Here is a 14,798-nt window from a genome sequence, read left to right as displayed (position 1 = left end):
AAGCCGGGCCATGCCGCAATGGAGGCGCCGGCCCCACCTTGCCCGATCGCGTCGTCCCGCGCAGGGTGCGCCCACCTTGATGCGGGAGAGACGCGGTGAACGGTGCAGAGAGCCTGGTCCACACACTTCTGGGCGCCGGTGTGGAAGTTTGTTTCGCCAACCCGGGCACGAGCGAGATGCATTTCGTCGCCGCGCTGGATCGCATTCCCGGCATGAAATGCGTGCTCGGCCTGCAGGAGAACGTCGTCACCGGCATGGCCGACGGCTACTGGCGCATGCAGGAAAAGCCGGCGGTCACGCTGCTGCATTGCGGCCCGGGCCTCGCGAACGGGTTGGCGAACCTGCACAATGCGCGGCGGGCGCGGTCGGGCATCGTCAACTGCGTCGGTGACCAGGCGACCTATCACCGCATCTTCGATGCGCCACTGACGGCCGATACCGAAGGCCTGGCGCGCAGCGTGTCGCATTGGATGCGGACCTCGACCAAGGCGACGGATGTCGGGGCCGATGCGGCGGCCGCGGTGCAGGCCGCGCGCACCAGCCCCGGCCAGATCGCGACCATGATCCTGCCGTCCGACACCTGCTGGGATGATGGCGGCGTGGTGGCCCCGCCGCTGCCCGTTCCGGTGGCGCAGCAGGCGGACCCGCTGGCGGTGCGCAACGCCGCGCGCATCCTGCGCGAGAAGAAGAACGTGCTGATCCTGCTGGGCGGCACGGCGCTGCGCGAAGGCGCGCAGGCGCTCGCCTGGCGCGCCTCCCAGGCGAGCGGCGCGAAGCTGCTGGCGGAAGGCTCGAACGGCCGTGTCCAGCGTGGCCAGGGGCGTCTGCCGCTGGAACGCGTGCCCTATCCGGCCGATGTCGCGATCAAGGCGCTGTCCTGGGTCGAGCACCTGATCCTGGTGAATGCCAAGGCGCCGGTCGGCTTCTTCGCCTATCCGGGCAAGCCCTCGAAGCACTACCCCGAGACCGCCGAGGTCCATGTGCTGACGCGCTTCGAGCAGGACCCCGAGGCGGCGTTGCGCGCGCTGTGCGAGGAGCTGAACGCACCCGCCGCGGCGATGCCCGATGTCGGCACGCGCCCCGAGCGCGGCCGCGGCGGGCCGACCCCCGAAGGCTTGGCCCGCACCGTCGCGGCCGTCATGCCTGAAGGGGCGATCATCGCCGACGAAAGCGTGTCCTTCGGCCGCGGTTTCTACAGCGAGACCTTCGGCGCGCCGAAGCATGACTGGCTGCACATCACCGGCGGGGCGATCGGCTGCGGCTTGCCACTGGCCACGGGTGCCGCGGTCGGCGGCGGCGGGCGGCGGGTGATCAACCTGCAGGCCGATGGTTCCGCAATGTACACGGTCCAGGCCCTGTGGACCCAGGCGCGCGAGAATCTGCCGGTGACGACGGTGATCCTGTCCAATCGCAAGTACCAGATCCTGCTGGGCGAGTATCAGAATGTCGGCGCCAATCCGGGGCGCACGGCGATGGACATGCTCGACCTCGGCAACCCCGACATGGATTGGGTGAAGATCGCGAGCGGCATGGGGGTGGAGGGCGCGCGCGCCACCACTCTCGAACAGGTGGGCGACCTGATGGCGCAGTCCTTCAGCCGCTCCGGGCCGTTCCTGATCGAATTGGTGATCTGAGGGCGGATGATGGCGCAGCCGGCCCCGGTTGCGCGACAGCGGGGCGGAAGCATTGGGGGGGGCGCCGCCCCTCCAAGCCACTCCGCCGAAGGCTTAAGGCCCTTGGTGGGGGGAGGTCGGAGGGGGCAAGGCCCTGTCCGGCTCCAGCCCCCCTGGTCCTTCCCGCCCACCGGTCCATGATGCCCTCAGCGCAACGCGATTGGGGGAACGCACCATGGACATGCAACTGGCCGGCAAGCGCGTGCTGGTGACCGGCGGCTCGAAGGGCATCGGCCTCGCCTGTGCCGAAGCCTTCGCGGCGGAGGGATGCGACATCGTCCTCGCATCGCGCGACGCCACGAGCCTTGCAACCGCCGCCGACCGTGTCCGCGCCACCCGCCAGGTGCGCGTCGAGACCTTCGCCGCAGACCTTTCGCTCGACGCCGACCGCGAACGCCTGCACGCCGGCTTCCCCGACATCGACATCCTGGTGAACAACGCCGGTGCGATCCCCTCCGGGCGGCTGCAGGACATCACCATCGCGCGGTGGAAGCAGGCCTGGGATCTCAAGGTGTTCGGCTACATCCACCTGTGCCAGCTTTTCCTGCCGGCGATGGAGGCCCGCAATGCCGGCGCCATCGTCAACATCATCGGCATGGCCGGCCGCGCGCCGCGGGCAGGATACATCGCCGGCGGGGCCGGCAATGCGGCGCTGATCGCCTTCACATCGGCGATCGGGGCGGCGGTGCAGGCCTCCGGCGTGAAGGTCGTCGGCATCAACCCGGCGGTGACCAAGACCGATCGCATGCTGACCCAGGCGAAGGTCAACGCGAAGCTGAAATTCGGTGACGAGGAACGCTGGGCCGAGACGCTGACCAACCTGCCCTTCGGCCGGCCGATCGAAAGCGCCGAGATCGCAGATCTCGCGGTCTTCCTCGCCTCCCCGCGCGGGCAGTATGTCAACGGAACGGTGGTGGACGTGGATGGCGGCGGGATGTTCCGCGCATAGCGCAGCCGGCGTCGCCGCGGTGCGCGCCATTCGCGCCGGACCCATGGTCCGGTACGCAACCGCGCCCGGTCCTGTGGTTCCACCGGATCGGGACGGTCATGCGCGCCGGCCGCGTTCCCCTGCGTTCACGCGGCATGCCTGCACCATGGCCTGGCGGCCGTCGTCACGCGCCCGGATGATGCCATCCGGGCGCGGTCCGATCTAGCGCATCGCCGGCAATGCGCGCCTCGTTCGCCATGCTGCGCGCGCGCATCGCCGCGGCGCTGCGCCCTGGACAGCCGGCGGAACAATCGCCGGCCCTGCCGCCTCGACGGCCTGCGGCGCCAGTCCTGATGCAGGCCAATGCGGCCTGGTGCTGGTTCCACCGCGAAAGGGCGCTGACCATCGATGGCGTGACCTATTTCGGCAGCGTCGCCGGGGTGGAGGAACGCGGCGAACAGGCCGGCGCGCTGCGCCTGACGCGCTTCGACCACGCCCATGCGACGGCCCGCACGGTGACGCTCGACATCATCCGCCCGCCCGACGACCACAACGTGCCGGCGCTGTGCCGGCTGGCCGATGGGCGGCTGCTCGCGGCCTGGCAGGGGCATGGGTCGGGAGGCGACATCTTCCACCGCATCTTCGACGACCGGCTGGAACCGCGCTCACCCGTGTTGCGGACCGATGCGCTGGCCCGCGTCAGCTACAGCAACCTGTTCCAGCTGCCGGGCGACGACGTGGTGCTGAACTTCCATCGCGGCATCGGCTGGGGCCCGAACCTGCTGGCCTCCCTCGACGGGGGCACGAACTTCATCCATGGCGGCCGCCTGCTGCACGCGCCACGGCCGGACCCGCGGGACCCGCGCGCGACCGGGCTGCCGGGCGGGCGGCCCTACCTCGTCTATGCGCAGCAGGGCGCGCGCATCCACTTCGCCGCGGTCGAGGACCACCCGCGCGCCTACGACAACACGATCCATCATGGCTATCTCGAGGCTGGTCAGGTCCATGATTCGCATGGCCGGGCGGTCGGCGCGCCGTCCGGCGGCAGCGCCGCGCCGGAACTGACCTTCACCGCGCTGACCCGCGTCTTCGAGGGCGCGGCCGACCGCGTGCCCTGGGTGTCCGACATCGCCGCCTTTCCGGATGGACGGATCAGCATCGCCTTTTCCGTGCAGGTCTCGGGCGCGGCACATCGGGCGCGGACCGGCCTGGGCGGGGAGGATCTGCGCTACCGGATCGCGCATTTCGACGGCGCAACCTGGGATACCTTCGAGATCGCCCATGCCGGGCCGTGCCTGTATGCGGGGGAGGACGACTACAGCGGCCTGATCGCGCTCGACCCCGACGACCCCGCGCGCTGCGCCATCGCCACCAGCCGCGACCCGCTGACGGGTACGCCAATCGGCGGCGACGCGGCCGGGGCGCGCTTCGGCATCCAGCTCGGCACCATTGATTTCGCCGCGCGCCGCGCGGCGTTCCGCCCGCTGAGCGCGCCAACGCGGGAGGACCATCTGCGGCCAGTGTTCAGCCGGCGCCTCTCGGGCGCTTCCGGCTGCCTGCTGTGGATGGCGGGGGAGTATCGCAGCTACACCCGCTTCGCGACGCGCGTCCTGGGCCTGACGCTGCCCGGCGGGCCGCCGGGCTGAGGCCGGTCCGGTCCGGGCGGAATCCTCCGGACGCATGACGATGCTTGTTCAAGCCTGGCTGGGGCGGTGCCACCTTCGGGGGTAACCGCCCCCGGACCCATGCACCGGGATCGTGCTTGATCCGGGTCAAGGCGCCGGCGCATCGTCGGGCGCATACATGCGCGATGCCGGCGGCACCGACCCGACGCGGATTCCCCCCCGGCCGTGGAGCGAACGCCATGAAGAAGGTTGCCAAGATCCAGCTGGTGCCGAAGGCGAAGGAGGGCGCGGCGCCGGCGGCGCCCAGGGCGACGGACACCCACACCCATTCGATCGGCGAGTTGTCCGAGGCCGGCAAGGCCTTGCGGAACACCATCCCCCGCGCATCGCATGCGGTCTGGAAGCGGCCTGCCGACAGGCCGGACCCGATCGCCCTGCTGCAGCAATCCGACGCCGACCGGCTGCCGGAACTGGTGCCGATCCGCTACGGGCGCATGCTGCAATCGCCCTTCGCCTTCTACCGCGGCTCGGCGGCGGTGATGGCCAGCGACCTCGCGAAGACACCGAATACGGGCTTGCGCGTGCAGGCCTGCGGCGATTGTCACCTGATGAATTTCGGCGGCTTCGCCTCGCCAGAGCGCAACGTGCTGTTCGACATCAACGATTTCGACGAGACGCTGCCCGCACCCTGGGAATGGGATGTGAAGCGGCTGGTTGCCTCGATGGTGCTGGCATCGCGCGCCAACGGGCATGCGGACAAGGACGGACGCGACGCGGCCGTCGAGGCGGCACGCAGCTACCGCAAGCGCCTGCGGGATTTCGCGCGCATGCAGCCGCTCGATGTCTGGTACGCCCGGATCACCGCCGAGGATGTCGCCGCGACAGTCCCGTCGGCGGTGGCGGCCCGGTTGCGCGCAAGGGTCGAGAAAGCGATGGCGGGCAATGGCTCGGAGTTCGATTTCCCGCGCCTTGCCGGCGTGGTCGGCGGGCGCACCACCATCCGCGACGCACCGCCGCTGATCTTCCACCCGGACGCCGCCCGCACCACCGAATTCGACGAGACGCTCAACCAGGTGTTCGCGGCGTATCGGACCACGCTGTCCGATGACCGGCGCGTGCTGCTCGATCGCTACCGGGTGGTGGATGCGGCGATCAAGGTCGTGGGCGTCGGCAGCGTCGGGCGGCGCTGCTGGATCGTGCTGATGATGTCCGCCACCAACGACCCGCTGTTCCTGCAGGTGAAGGAAGCCACAGCCTCGGTGCTTGAGCCCTTCGCGGGTACCGGCGCCTACGACCATCATGGCCAGCGCGTGGTGATGGGCCAGCGGCTGATGCAGCCGGCCTCGGATTTGTTCCTCGGTTGGGTGACGGCGCCGAACGGGCGCGAATTCTACCTGCGACAACTGCGCGACGCGAAGATCAAGCCGCTGGTCGAGACATTCGACGAGGAGATCATGGCGATCTACGCCAGGCTGTGCGGCTGGTCGCTTGCCCGCGCGCACGCCCGCAGTGCGGAGGTCGCGGGCATTGCCGGCTACCTGGGCAGCGGCGACCAGTTCGACGAGGCAATGGGCGATTTCGCCATCGCCTATGCCGACCAGGCCGAGCGCGACCACGCGGCGCTGAAGGCCGCCGTGCGCAAGGGCAGCGTGACGGTCACGACGGACGCCTAGAGCAGATCGCGCTTGGCTGTATTCGGTCCGGCGCGTGAAGATGCTCGGTCCAACAGAAGGTTGGAGCAATTTGCGGCAACACAGTCTGACGCAAATTGCCCTGAAGCCGATCCCATCCGAGGCGGGATGATCCGGGCGGGTTAAGATACTTGCTCGAACGGTGAGAGAGCGGTTTCACGTTGGGGCCGAATTGCTCTGGCCGCCGGTCCAAGGAGGGGAGGCCATGAAGGCCTATGTGATCGCGGTCGAAACCATCCACGACCAGCCGATGTTCGACAGCTACCGCCAGCAGGTGATGCCGACGCTAGCCGCCTTCGGCGGCGAGTTCGTGGTGCGCGGCGGCGCGCTGACGGTGCTCGAAGGCGAATGGCCGCATGCGCGGACCGTGATCATCGCCTTCCCGTCGCGCGCGGCGGCCGAGGGCTGGTATGCCTCGCCCGCCTACCAGGCGGTGATCGGGCTGCGCCAAGGCAGTTCCACCGGCAGCCTGGTCATCGTCGACGGCCCTGCCTGAGCCGGCGGCGACACACCGGCCTTGCCGCGGCGGCGGGCGGCCCGCGCCCGTCATCGCCGCCAGGGGCTGACCCGCCAGATCTCCCCATAGGCGCGCACCTGGTCCTCGACGAAGTGCGTCATGGCGGCGCGGTCCATGTGGCGCACGATCACGTAGTCGCGTTCGGCCAGCGCGCGGAAGTCCGGGTCGTTCGCGGTCCTGCGGATCGCTTCCTCCCAGCGCTGGGTGATCGCCGGCGGTGTGGCCGCCGGCACGGCGAAGCCGCGGGCCGAACCAGCGGCGACATCGACGCCCTGCTCGACGCCGGTCGGCAGGTCCGGCGCCTTGTCCCAGCGTTCGCGCTCCATGATGGCGACGACACGCAGCGTGCCCTGGATATGCGCGCGCACCGTCAGGCTGACGGTGGAGATCGACCCCGCCACATGGCCGCCCTGGACCAGTTGCATCGCCTGCCCCGCGCCCTGCGTCGGCACCCAGGTGAATTTCACGCCAGCCGCGCGCTCGATCGCCATCATCGCCAGATGCGGCGCGCCGCCCACGCCGGCGCCGGCGATGGTGATGGTCTCGGGGGCCGCGCGCGCCGCCTCGACCAGGTCGCGCAGGGACCGGTACGGCGTGTCGGTGCCGACGAAGACGGTGTAGGGCTCATCCGTCAGCAGCCCGGCATAGGCGAAGCTTTCGACGCGATAGCGCGGCGTGTTGTCGTACAGCGCGGTGACCATCGCGGGGAAGGACACCAGCGCGACATGCCGGCCATCCGGCGCGGCGGCCGCGACCTCGTTGAGCATCAGCATCCCACCCGCGCCGGGCTTGTTGACGACGATGATCTGCGTCCCGCCGCCAAGGTGCCTTTCGAGGAACGGCGCCGCCATGCGCGCGGCGAGGTCGATGTTCCCGCCCGCGGCGAAGCCGACATAGATCTGCACCGGTCGGTCCTGCGCGCGGGCGGCAAGCGCGGGCATGGCCAGCCCGCCGGCAAGGAGGATGCGACGCGTCGTCACCATCAGTCTCTCCCGGCAATGTTGCGGCGAGGCTGCATCGCATGCCGGTCATGTGCAAGTGCGAAGGTTGCGCGATCGTGCGGTTCCGCTAGGCTTCCACAATCCACAGCGGAGAAGTCCGGATGCTGCGCTTCAGCAATTTCCTCTTCCCCGAGAGCCGCGACCCCGATCGCGATGCCGACGTCATCGCCGACTGCATCGCCGAGGCGAAGCTGTGCGACGAACTCGGCGTCGAGGTGCTGTGGCTCGCCGAGCACCATTTCGACGGCAACTGCGCCTATGTCGATCCGGTCACCTTCGCCGCCGCGGTGCTGACCGCGACGAAGCGCATCAAGGTCGGCTTCGCGGTGGCGCAGGTGTCGCTGCACCATCCGATGCGCCTCGCCGAGCAGATGTCGCTGCTCGACAATATCGGCAAGGGGCGCGTGATCGTCGGGCTGGGCCGCGGCACGGCCTACAACGTCTACGAATACCAGGGCTACGGCATCCCGCATGAGGAAGCCGGCGAGCGCTATGAGGAAGCCGAGGGCATCATGCTCAAGGCCTGGACCAGCCCGGATGGCTTCACGCATGAGGGCAAGCACTGGACGCTGAAGGTGCCCCGGCTGCGCCCGACGCCGTTCACCCAGCCACATCCCTACATGATCCGCGCGGCGTCGTCCGAGGATGGCGCGCTGCATCTCGCGCGCCGCGGCGTGCCCTTCCTGATGAACGTGCAGTCGAACGAGACCACGGCGAAGCGGCTGGCAATGTATCGCGAGACGATGGCCGGGGCCGGCTTCGACGCCGCGCATATAGCGGATTGCCTCGACCAATCCTGGGTGTGGCGCAACGTGGTGGTCGCGCCGACCGATGAGGAAGCGCGCCGCATCGGCATCCCCGCCTTCGAGGCGATGCAGGAGCACCGCAAGACGCTGCGCGAGAAGATCTATGCCGAGCAGGGCATCATCATGAAGCGCGAGGTGGTGCCGCCGGCGCGCGTCGGCATCGATACCGGGCTGATCGTCGGGTCCCCGGCGACGGTCGCGGCGAAGATGGCCGAGATCGAGGCAACCGGCGTCGGCGGGGTGATCTGTTCCTTCCGGCTCGGCCCGATGCCGGCCGATGTCGCGGCCGCGTCGATCCGGTTGTTCATGGAGGAGGTGGCGCCGCGCTTCGCCACCACCGTGGCGGCCGCGGCGGAGTAGTCCGGCCGCGCCGGTCGGCGGAGCCTGCTGTGCCTCGCCGGCAAGGCGCTGCCGTCACCCAGGCCCCGCCCGCACCCGCCCCAGCGGCACCGCGATGTCGCAGATCAGCCCTTCCTCGGGCCAGCGCCGCTCGACCCGGCCGCCGAGCTGTCCTGTCACCGTCGCTTCGATGACCCGGGACCCGACCCCGCGCCGGGTGGGGAATCCCGGTGGAGGGCCGCCCGTCTCGCTCCAGCGCATGCGCAGCAGCGCGTCCTCCTCATCCATCGCCCAGGCGACGGACACCGTGCCGTCCGGGACCGACAGCGCGCCGTACTTCGCCGCATTGGTCGCCAATTCGTGGAACACCATGCCGAGTGCCTGCACGGCGTCGGCGCGGATGCGGAAGGCCGGGCCGTCCAGCCTGAAACGACCGCCGCCTGGCGGCGCGCCCGGGGCAATGCCGCCGAAGGGCGCGATTTCGTCCGCGATCAGCGTGGCAAGTGGCACGCCGGTCCAGCGCTCGGCCGCGAGCAGCGACTGGGCGCGCGCCAGCGCCGCGATGCGCCCTTCGACCAGCCTGGCGAATTCCGCCGGGGTGCCGGCCTGCGTCAGGCGCAGGATCGCCTGCACGATGGCCAGGGTGTTGCGGGCCCGGTGGTTGACCTCCTGCGTCAGCAGGTCGCGCCGTTCCTCGGCATCGTGGCGTTCGGTGATGTCCTGGATGGTCCCGGCGAGGCGCAGCGGGCGGCCGGTCGCCGGGTCCCGCCGCACCACCGTCCCGCTGCTTTCCAGCCAGCGCCAGACGCCCTCGGCCCGCAGGTACCGGTATTCCGCCCGATAGACCGTCGACTGCCCCGCCACCACCCTTCCCCACAGTTCAAGGACGCGGGCGCGATCGGCGGGATGGATGCGCGCGCCCCAGTCATCGACCGGCGTGGTCGCATTGTCCGGCGGGAAGCCCAGGATCTCGGTGGCGCGGGGCGAGCGCGTGGACAGGCCGCTGTTCAACTCGGTTTCCCAGGTGCCGAGTTGCCCGGCCTCGACCGCAAGGCGTAGCCGCTCCTCGCCCTCCCGCAGTGAATCGGTGCGTTCGGCGACGCGCTGCTCCAGCCCGCCCAGCGTGGCCTCCAGCGCATCCTGTTGGCGCCGGACGACGAGGGCGAGGCCCATCAGGGCGAAGACGGCGGGCAGGCCGACCAGCATGAGCGGCACCATGACCTGGCGCCAGCGTTCTTCGATCTCGTCGTTGCGGCGGCCAACGGCGATCACCAGGTCGGCAAAGCCCGGGACGCGGCTAAAGGCGACGGCAACCGGATGTTCGTCCCGTGGCGTGGCACCCATCAAGGTGCCGCTGTCCTGTCCCGCGGCGATCATCTGCATCAGGGGGCGCTGTGGGCCGAGCGCCGGTGGGGGATCCAGGAAGGGTGGCTGGCGTGCCAGGATCTGCCCATCGCTGCGGATCAGCGCCACGGAATCGGTTGGGCTGTCGGTATGGCGCGACAGCGCGTCGCCGATTTCCGTCGCATCCAGCACGATGACGACGGCGGGCCCGCCGAGCTGGCTGCGCAGCCCCATCGCCAGCAGCACCACGTCGCCGGCGCGATAGGCACGCCCGAGGACGACACGCCCCGGCGGCGCGTCGGCCAAGGCCTGGGCGATGCCGCCATCCGCGGGTTCGGCAGCCGCGCCGGGTGGCAGGCGCGTATCCACATGCAATGAAGGCCGCCCGTCGGATCGGTCGACGAGCACGGCGCGCACCAGCGGCTGTTCCCGCAACAAGTCACGAATGCGATCCGGCGGCATGCCGGGGATGGGGGCCGAGGGTTGGTCGCGCGCCACGGCGTCGGCGATCCGCGCCGCGACCCTCGCAAGGCTCTCGACGTTTCGCCTCACATAGTCGGCATTGACATCGGCGGCGCGAATCAGGTCGCGCTCGGTCTCGGTCCATGTCAGATGCCAGGCACCCCAAGCGCCGGTACCAAGGATTGCCGCCGGCAGCAGTGCCGCGATCATCGGCAGCCACAATCGCCAGGCGCCCCGCCTCGTTCGAGGCACCGCTACCATCGCGCCCCTCATTGCTGACGCGACCGCGGGAGGCAACGTCGCCCATCACGATCCATGGGTGCCGGCGGGCAGCGATCCCGCGTCGGCACAGGCTCAGGAAGGACTATCCGGGCTGGATCGTTGCGGTGCAAGGCGAATTACCGATATGCAATCCAACACGGGCAGGTCATGCGGCGCGTCAGTCGACGCGCACCACGAGCTTGCCGAAATTGGCGCCCTTCAGCAGTCCGATGAAGGCTTGCGGGGCCTGACGCAAGCCTTCCACCACATCTTCCCGCCACCGCAGCCGGCCCGACCGGATCCAGCCCTCCATCTCGGCGCGGAAGGTCGGGTAGCGTGTCCAGCCGGTATCGGACACGATGAAACCCTGGATGCGCAGCCGCTTGCGCACCACCGGCCCCAGATTGGGGCCGGGCGGCGCGCCCGACGCATCGGCGCCAGGGGCTTCGTTATACTGGGCGACCATGCCGCACATCACCATGCGGCCGAAATCGCGGAAGCGTGGGAAGACGGCGGCCTGCACCTTGCCACCGACATTCTCCCAATAGACGTCGATGCCCTCGGGGGCCGCGGCATCAAGTTGTGCCTCAAGGTCTCCGTGGTGGTCGAGGCAGGCGTCGAAGCCGAGTTCCTTGACCACGAAGTCGCATTTCTTCGCCCCGCCGGCGATACCCACGACCTTGCAGCCGCGGATCTTGGCGATCTGGCCAACCACCTGGCCGACCGCACCGGAAGCGGCGGAGACGACCACCGTCTCCCCGGCCTTGGGCTGGCCAATATCCTCGAGCCCGCACCAGGCGGTCAGGCCCGGCATGCCGAGCACGCCAAGGCTGGCGGACAGCGGCGGGTCGGCCTCCGGCACCTTGAACAGCCGCGCCGGCGACACCGCCGAGAAGCGCTGCCAGCCATAGCCACCGAGCACGATATCCCCCGGCGCGAAGCCCGGCGCGCGGGAGGCGACGACCTCGCCCGCCGTCTGGCCTTCCATCACCGCGCCGATATCGACCGGCTTCGAATAGGATTTCGCGTCGGACATCCGCCCGCGCATGTAGGGGTCGAGCGACAGGTAGCGGGCGCGCACCAGCACCTCGCCCTCACCGGGTTCGGGAATCGGCGTCTCGACAATCTCGAAATCCTCGGGCACCGGCGCGCCGGTAGGGCGGCGGCGGAGCAGGATCTGCAGGTTGGTCTCGGGCATGGGGTCCTCCGGTTGGGCTGGAGGATGCCATGCGGCGGCGGGGGCGCCTACAGAGCGAACCACCCGGCGAGGGGAACTGTCGCGCTGGTGATCGGGATCATCCGCATGCCCCCGGCGATCAGGGCCGCGGCACGCCGCGGTGAAATGGGAAAATTCCTGGAACCCGGACGACCGGGCAGGCCATCCCCAATGCCGTGGCGGCGGGTAGGCGTGACGCCATTGGCGCTGCATGAGGACAAAGGATGGAGGGGTTTCACCCCTCCAGACCACCCCACCAAAGGCCAGTGGGCCTTTGGAAACCATCACCTGGTGCGGGGGCGCCGCAGCCAGGATCCATGCCCAGAATCATTGGTGTGCCCGACATAGTCCTGCACGTCCCGCCGAACGTGCCTGACGAGTACCAAGTCGAGGTTTCCAAAGGCCTTAAGCAATTGGTGGGGGAGGTCCGGAGGGGGCAAAGCCCTCTCCGGTTCTTGCGCCTCACGGCGCTATCCCATCGCCGACAGTGCGTGGCCGCGGGGGCGCTGACATCGGCGCGTTGCCGGCGCAGTCTGCCGGCAACCGAATCCGGAGGATCGCCGCCCATGGACCTGCCCCAGTACGAGACCCTTCAGCTTGAAGCGCCCGAACCGCATGTGCTGGTCGTGCGGCTGAATCGGCCGCATGTGTCGAACGCGCTGAACACGCAGATGGGCCGCGACCTGCATGCGATGTGGATGCACCTGACGGCCGAACCGGGCGACACGCGCTGCGTGGTGTTCACCGCTGCCGGCGAGAAGGCCTTCTGCGGCGGCGGCGACCTCAAGGAACGGCTCGGCATGACCGATGCGCAGTGGCGCCACCAGCATGAGATCTTCGAGCGTGCCTATTGGGCGCAGCTCGACTGCTCGATCCCGATCGTCGCGGCGGTGTCGGGCCATGCCTATGCCGGCGGGTTGGAAATGGTCCTCGCCTCGGACTTCGCCTACGGCGTCGCCGGCGCGCGCTTCGCGCTGACGGAAGTGACCATCGGCATCATGCCTGGTGCCGGCGGAACGCAGACGCTGCCGCGCATCGTGGGCGAACGCCGCGCCAAGGAGATCATCCTGACCGGCCGGCCCTTCACCGCGCAGGATGCCTGCGACTGGGGCATCCTGAACCGCGTGCTCGACACGCGGGAGGCGCTGACGGAGGCGGTGATGGAGACTGCGCGCACCATCGCGCGCAACGCGCCGGTCTCGGTGCGCCAGGCCAAGCGGTCGATGCATTTCGGGCTGCAGATGGACCTGCGCAGCGCGCTGCGCTTCGAGGTCGAGTGCTACAACCAGCTGGTCGGCACCGAGGACCGGCACGAGGGCATCGCGTCCTTCAACGAGAAGCGCAAGCCGGTCTTCAAGGGGCGGTGATCGTCGTCGCGGTCGAGACACCGCTGCAGGATGCGGTCGCGGCGCTGTTGCGGCAGTCGGACGCAGTGGCCGCCGCGCTGTATCCGGGTGAATTCCGCCGGCCCATCGACCCGGCGTCGCTGGACGCGCCCGGCATCAGCCTGCTGGTCGCCCGCCTTGCCGGTGACGCGGCCGGATGCTGCGCGCTATTCGACCGCGGCGACGAAACCGCCGAGATCAAGCGCATGATCGTCGATGACCGCTTCCGCCGGCAGGGCGTGGGGGATGCTCTGCTGCACGCCGCCGAAGCATTGGCCGAGCAGCGCGGCATCGCCACGCTGCTGCTCGAAGTCGGCATCCGTAACGACGCCGCCTTCGCGATGTACCGCCGCGCGGGCTTCACCTTGCGCGATGCCTTCGCGCCCTATACCGCGACGCCGATCAGCCGCTTCCTGGAAAAGCGGCTCCGGCGCGGGTGACGCACATTCAGTTCGCGTTCGCCCCCGTCGCCTCGATCACAGGGCGCCACTTGGCCATCTCGCTGCGGATCATGGCGGTGAATTCCTCCGGCGTGCTCGGCGCCGGCTCAAGCCCGTGCTTGCTCAGGTTCGACACGACATCGGCGTCGCGCAGGCTTTCCACCAGCGCCGCGTTCACCCGGTCCACGATCGGGCGCGGCAGGTTGCGCGGGCCCATCATGCCGTACCAGTTGGCGACCTCGTAGCCCGGCAGGTTGCCGGCCTCGGCGATGGTGGGAACATCGGGCAGCAGCGGGCTGCGCCGGGCCGTGGGCACGGCCAGGGCGCGCAGGCGGCCGGCCTCGATATGCGGCAGCACGGTCGCCGCCGTGGCGATCGAATAATCGACCTTGCCGGACACGATGTCGGTGATCAGCTGCCCGCCGCCGCGATAGGGCACGTGGATGGTCTTGATCCCCGCCATCGTGTCGAGCAGCGCCCCGCCGACATGGCCCGCGCTGCCGACGCCCGAGGAGCCATAGGCCAGCGTCTCCGGCTGCGCCTTCGCCGCGGCGATGAACTCCAAGATGTTGCGCCAGGGCCGATCGACCGGCACGACGAAGAAGTTGGTGACGTCGACCGACCGGCCGATCGTCGTCATGTCGGTCAGAACGTCGAAGGACAGGCGCTGCATCAACGGGTTCATCACCAGCGAGGCGATGGTGCCCATCATGATCACCGTGCCGTCCGATGGCGAATTGACCAGAGCCTCGCTGGCGAGGTTGCCGCCGCCGCCGGGGCGGTTCTCCACCACGATGGACTGGCCGAGGATGGCCTGCATGCGTCCCGAGATGGTGCGCGTCGTGATGTCGGTGCCGCCGCCCGGGGCGAAGCCCACCAGGATTCGGATGGGCCGCGTCGGCTGCCATTGCGCCAGCGCGGGGCGGGCCAGCAGGCCGAATGTCGTCGCGCCGATCAGGCGTCTTGTCAGCATTGGTAATTTCCTCCTGCCCGCTTCCCGGGGGGCTCGGCGCAAGGCTAGAGCGTTTTCCGCTCAAGCGGAAACGGCCCCGCCCCGCCCGATACAACCAGATGCCGAAGGCATCTGTGATGACCAGGCGGCCCTGCCGA

12 protein-coding genes are annotated in these 14,798 nt (G+C 69.7%); 8 read left to right on the top strand and 4 right to left on the bottom strand.

The genetic code is table 11. From position 1 onward, the window contains the following. Window positions 1–95 precede the first annotated feature (95 nt). The 5 genes from AAFN86_RS11420 to AAFN86_RS11400 all read left to right on the top strand — a co-directional run bounded on the left by AAFN86_RS11420 (window position 96) and on the right by AAFN86_RS11400 (window position 6,413). Window positions 96–1,634 (top strand): acetolactate synthase large subunit, encoded by a 1,539-nt coding sequence (locus AAFN86_RS11420; protein ID WP_347543440.1) that lies wholly within the window; start codon window positions 96–98, stop codon window positions 1,632–1,634. A gap of 214 nt (window positions 1,635–1,848) precedes the next feature. Then, complete coding sequence (locus tag AAFN86_RS11415; protein ID WP_347543439.1) at window positions 1,849–2,622, top strand: short-chain dehydrogenase/reductase; 774 nt, start codon at window positions 1,849–1,851, stop codon at window positions 2,620–2,622. Between the two features lie 218 nt (window positions 2,623–2,840). Further along, the gene (locus tag AAFN86_RS11410; protein ID WP_347543438.1) at window positions 2,841–4,247 is read left to right on the top strand and encodes a BNR-4 repeat-containing protein; all 1,407 of its coding nucleotides are present in this window, start codon (window positions 2,841–2,843) and stop codon (window positions 4,245–4,247) included. A 218-nt stretch (window positions 4,248–4,465) separates the two neighbouring features. Continuing rightward, window positions 4,466–5,899: a DUF2252 domain-containing protein gene (locus AAFN86_RS11405; protein WP_347543437.1), complete on the top strand. Its 1,434-nt coding sequence runs from the start codon at window positions 4,466–4,468 to the stop codon at window positions 5,897–5,899. A 223-nt stretch (window positions 5,900–6,122) separates the two neighbouring features. Continuing rightward, on the top strand, window positions 6,123–6,413 hold the full coding sequence (locus AAFN86_RS11400) for a DUF1330 domain-containing protein (protein WP_347543436.1): 291 nt from the start codon (window positions 6,123–6,125) through the stop codon (window positions 6,411–6,413). A 50-nt stretch (window positions 6,414–6,463) separates the two neighbouring features. On the opposite strand, the gene AAFN86_RS11395 is transcribed toward AAFN86_RS11400, so the two are convergent. Further along, window positions 6,464–7,417 carry a tripartite tricarboxylate transporter substrate binding protein gene (locus AAFN86_RS11395; protein ID WP_347543435.1) on the bottom strand — a complete coding sequence of 318 codons (954 nt, stop codon included), beginning with the start codon at window positions 7,415–7,417 and terminating at the stop codon, window positions 6,464–6,466. A gap of 119 nt (window positions 7,418–7,536) precedes the next feature. On the opposite strand from AAFN86_RS11395, the gene AAFN86_RS11390 reads away from it, so the two are divergent. After that, window positions 7,537–8,601 (top strand): LLM class flavin-dependent oxidoreductase, encoded by a 1,065-nt coding sequence (locus AAFN86_RS11390; RefSeq protein ID WP_347543434.1) that lies wholly within the window; start codon window positions 7,537–7,539, stop codon window positions 8,599–8,601. A 54-nt stretch (window positions 8,602–8,655) separates the two neighbouring features. Here the strand turns inward: AAFN86_RS11390 and AAFN86_RS11385 are convergent, their stop codons facing one another. Continuing rightward, complete coding sequence (locus tag AAFN86_RS11385; RefSeq protein WP_347543433.1) at window positions 8,656–10,596, bottom strand: HWE histidine kinase domain-containing protein; 1,941 nt, start codon at window positions 10,594–10,596, stop codon at window positions 8,656–8,658. 229 nt (window positions 10,597–10,825) lie between these two features. Beyond that, on the bottom strand, window positions 10,826–11,845 hold the full coding sequence (locus AAFN86_RS11380) for an NADP-dependent oxidoreductase (protein WP_347543432.1): 1,020 nt from the start codon (window positions 11,843–11,845) through the stop codon (window positions 10,826–10,828). A gap of 584 nt (window positions 11,846–12,429) precedes the next feature. Here AAFN86_RS11380 and AAFN86_RS11375 point away from each other — a divergent pair. Next, on the top strand, window positions 12,430–13,230 hold the full coding sequence (locus AAFN86_RS11375) for an enoyl-CoA hydratase-related protein (RefSeq protein WP_347543431.1): 801 nt from the start codon (window positions 12,430–12,432) through the stop codon (window positions 13,228–13,230). Further along, on the top strand, window positions 13,227–13,688 hold the full coding sequence (locus AAFN86_RS11370; RefSeq protein WP_347543430.1) for a GNAT family N-acetyltransferase: 462 nt from the start codon (window positions 13,227–13,229) through the stop codon (window positions 13,686–13,688). Before AAFN86_RS11375 ends, AAFN86_RS11370 begins: the two co-directional genes overlap by 4 nt. Before the next feature lie 7 nt (window positions 13,689–13,695). Here the strand turns inward: AAFN86_RS11370 and AAFN86_RS11365 are convergent, their stop codons facing one another. Further along, entirely contained in the window at window positions 13,696–14,661 is a 966-nt protein-coding gene (locus AAFN86_RS11365) for a tripartite tricarboxylate transporter substrate binding protein (RefSeq protein ID WP_347543429.1), read from the bottom strand. Window positions 14,662–14,798 lie beyond the last annotated feature (137 nt).

It is taken from the genome of Roseomonas sp. CAU 1739 (genome assembly GCF_039839775.1).
Lineage (GTDB): Bacteria > Pseudomonadota > Alphaproteobacteria > Acetobacterales > Acetobacteraceae > Neoroseomonas.
The sequence above is the reverse complement of the archived record's forward strand: the minus strand, read 5'-3'. Positions and strand labels throughout refer to the sequence as shown.

What these genes read in the sequence shown, in the direction of transcription:
- AAFN86_RS11415 (WP_347543439.1), top strand. Translation starts at nt 1,849, where the DNA reads ATGGACATGCAACTGGCCGGCAAGCGCGTGCTGGTGACCGGCGGCTCG.
- AAFN86_RS11410 (WP_347543438.1), top strand. Translation starts at nt 2,841, where the DNA reads ATGCGCGCCTCGTTCGCCATGCTGCGCGCGCGCATCGCCGCGGCGCTG.
- AAFN86_RS11405 (WP_347543437.1), top strand. Translation starts at nt 4,466, where the DNA reads ATGAAGAAGGTTGCCAAGATCCAGCTGGTGCCGAAGGCGAAGGAGGGC.
- AAFN86_RS11400 (WP_347543436.1), top strand. Translation starts at nt 6,123, where the DNA reads ATGAAGGCCTATGTGATCGCGGTCGAAACCATCCACGACCAGCCGATG.
- AAFN86_RS11395 (WP_347543435.1), bottom strand. Translation starts at nt 7,417, where the DNA reads ATGGTGACGACGCGTCGCATCCTCCTTGCCGGCGGGCTGGCCATGCCC.
- AAFN86_RS11390 (WP_347543434.1), top strand. Translation starts at nt 7,537, where the DNA reads ATGCTGCGCTTCAGCAATTTCCTCTTCCCCGAGAGCCGCGACCCCGAT.
- AAFN86_RS11385 (WP_347543433.1), bottom strand. Translation starts at nt 10,596, where the DNA reads ATGATCGCGGCACTGCTGCCGGCGGCAATCCTTGGTACCGGCGCTTGG.
- AAFN86_RS11380 (WP_347543432.1), bottom strand. Translation starts at nt 11,845, where the DNA reads ATGCCCGAGACCAACCTGCAGATCCTGCTCCGCCGCCGCCCTACCGGC.
- AAFN86_RS11375 (WP_347543431.1), top strand. Translation starts at nt 12,430, where the DNA reads ATGGACCTGCCCCAGTACGAGACCCTTCAGCTTGAAGCGCCCGAACCG.
- AAFN86_RS11365 (WP_347543429.1), bottom strand. Translation starts at nt 14,661, where the DNA reads ATGCTGACAAGACGCCTGATCGGCGCGACGACATTCGGCCTGCTGGCC.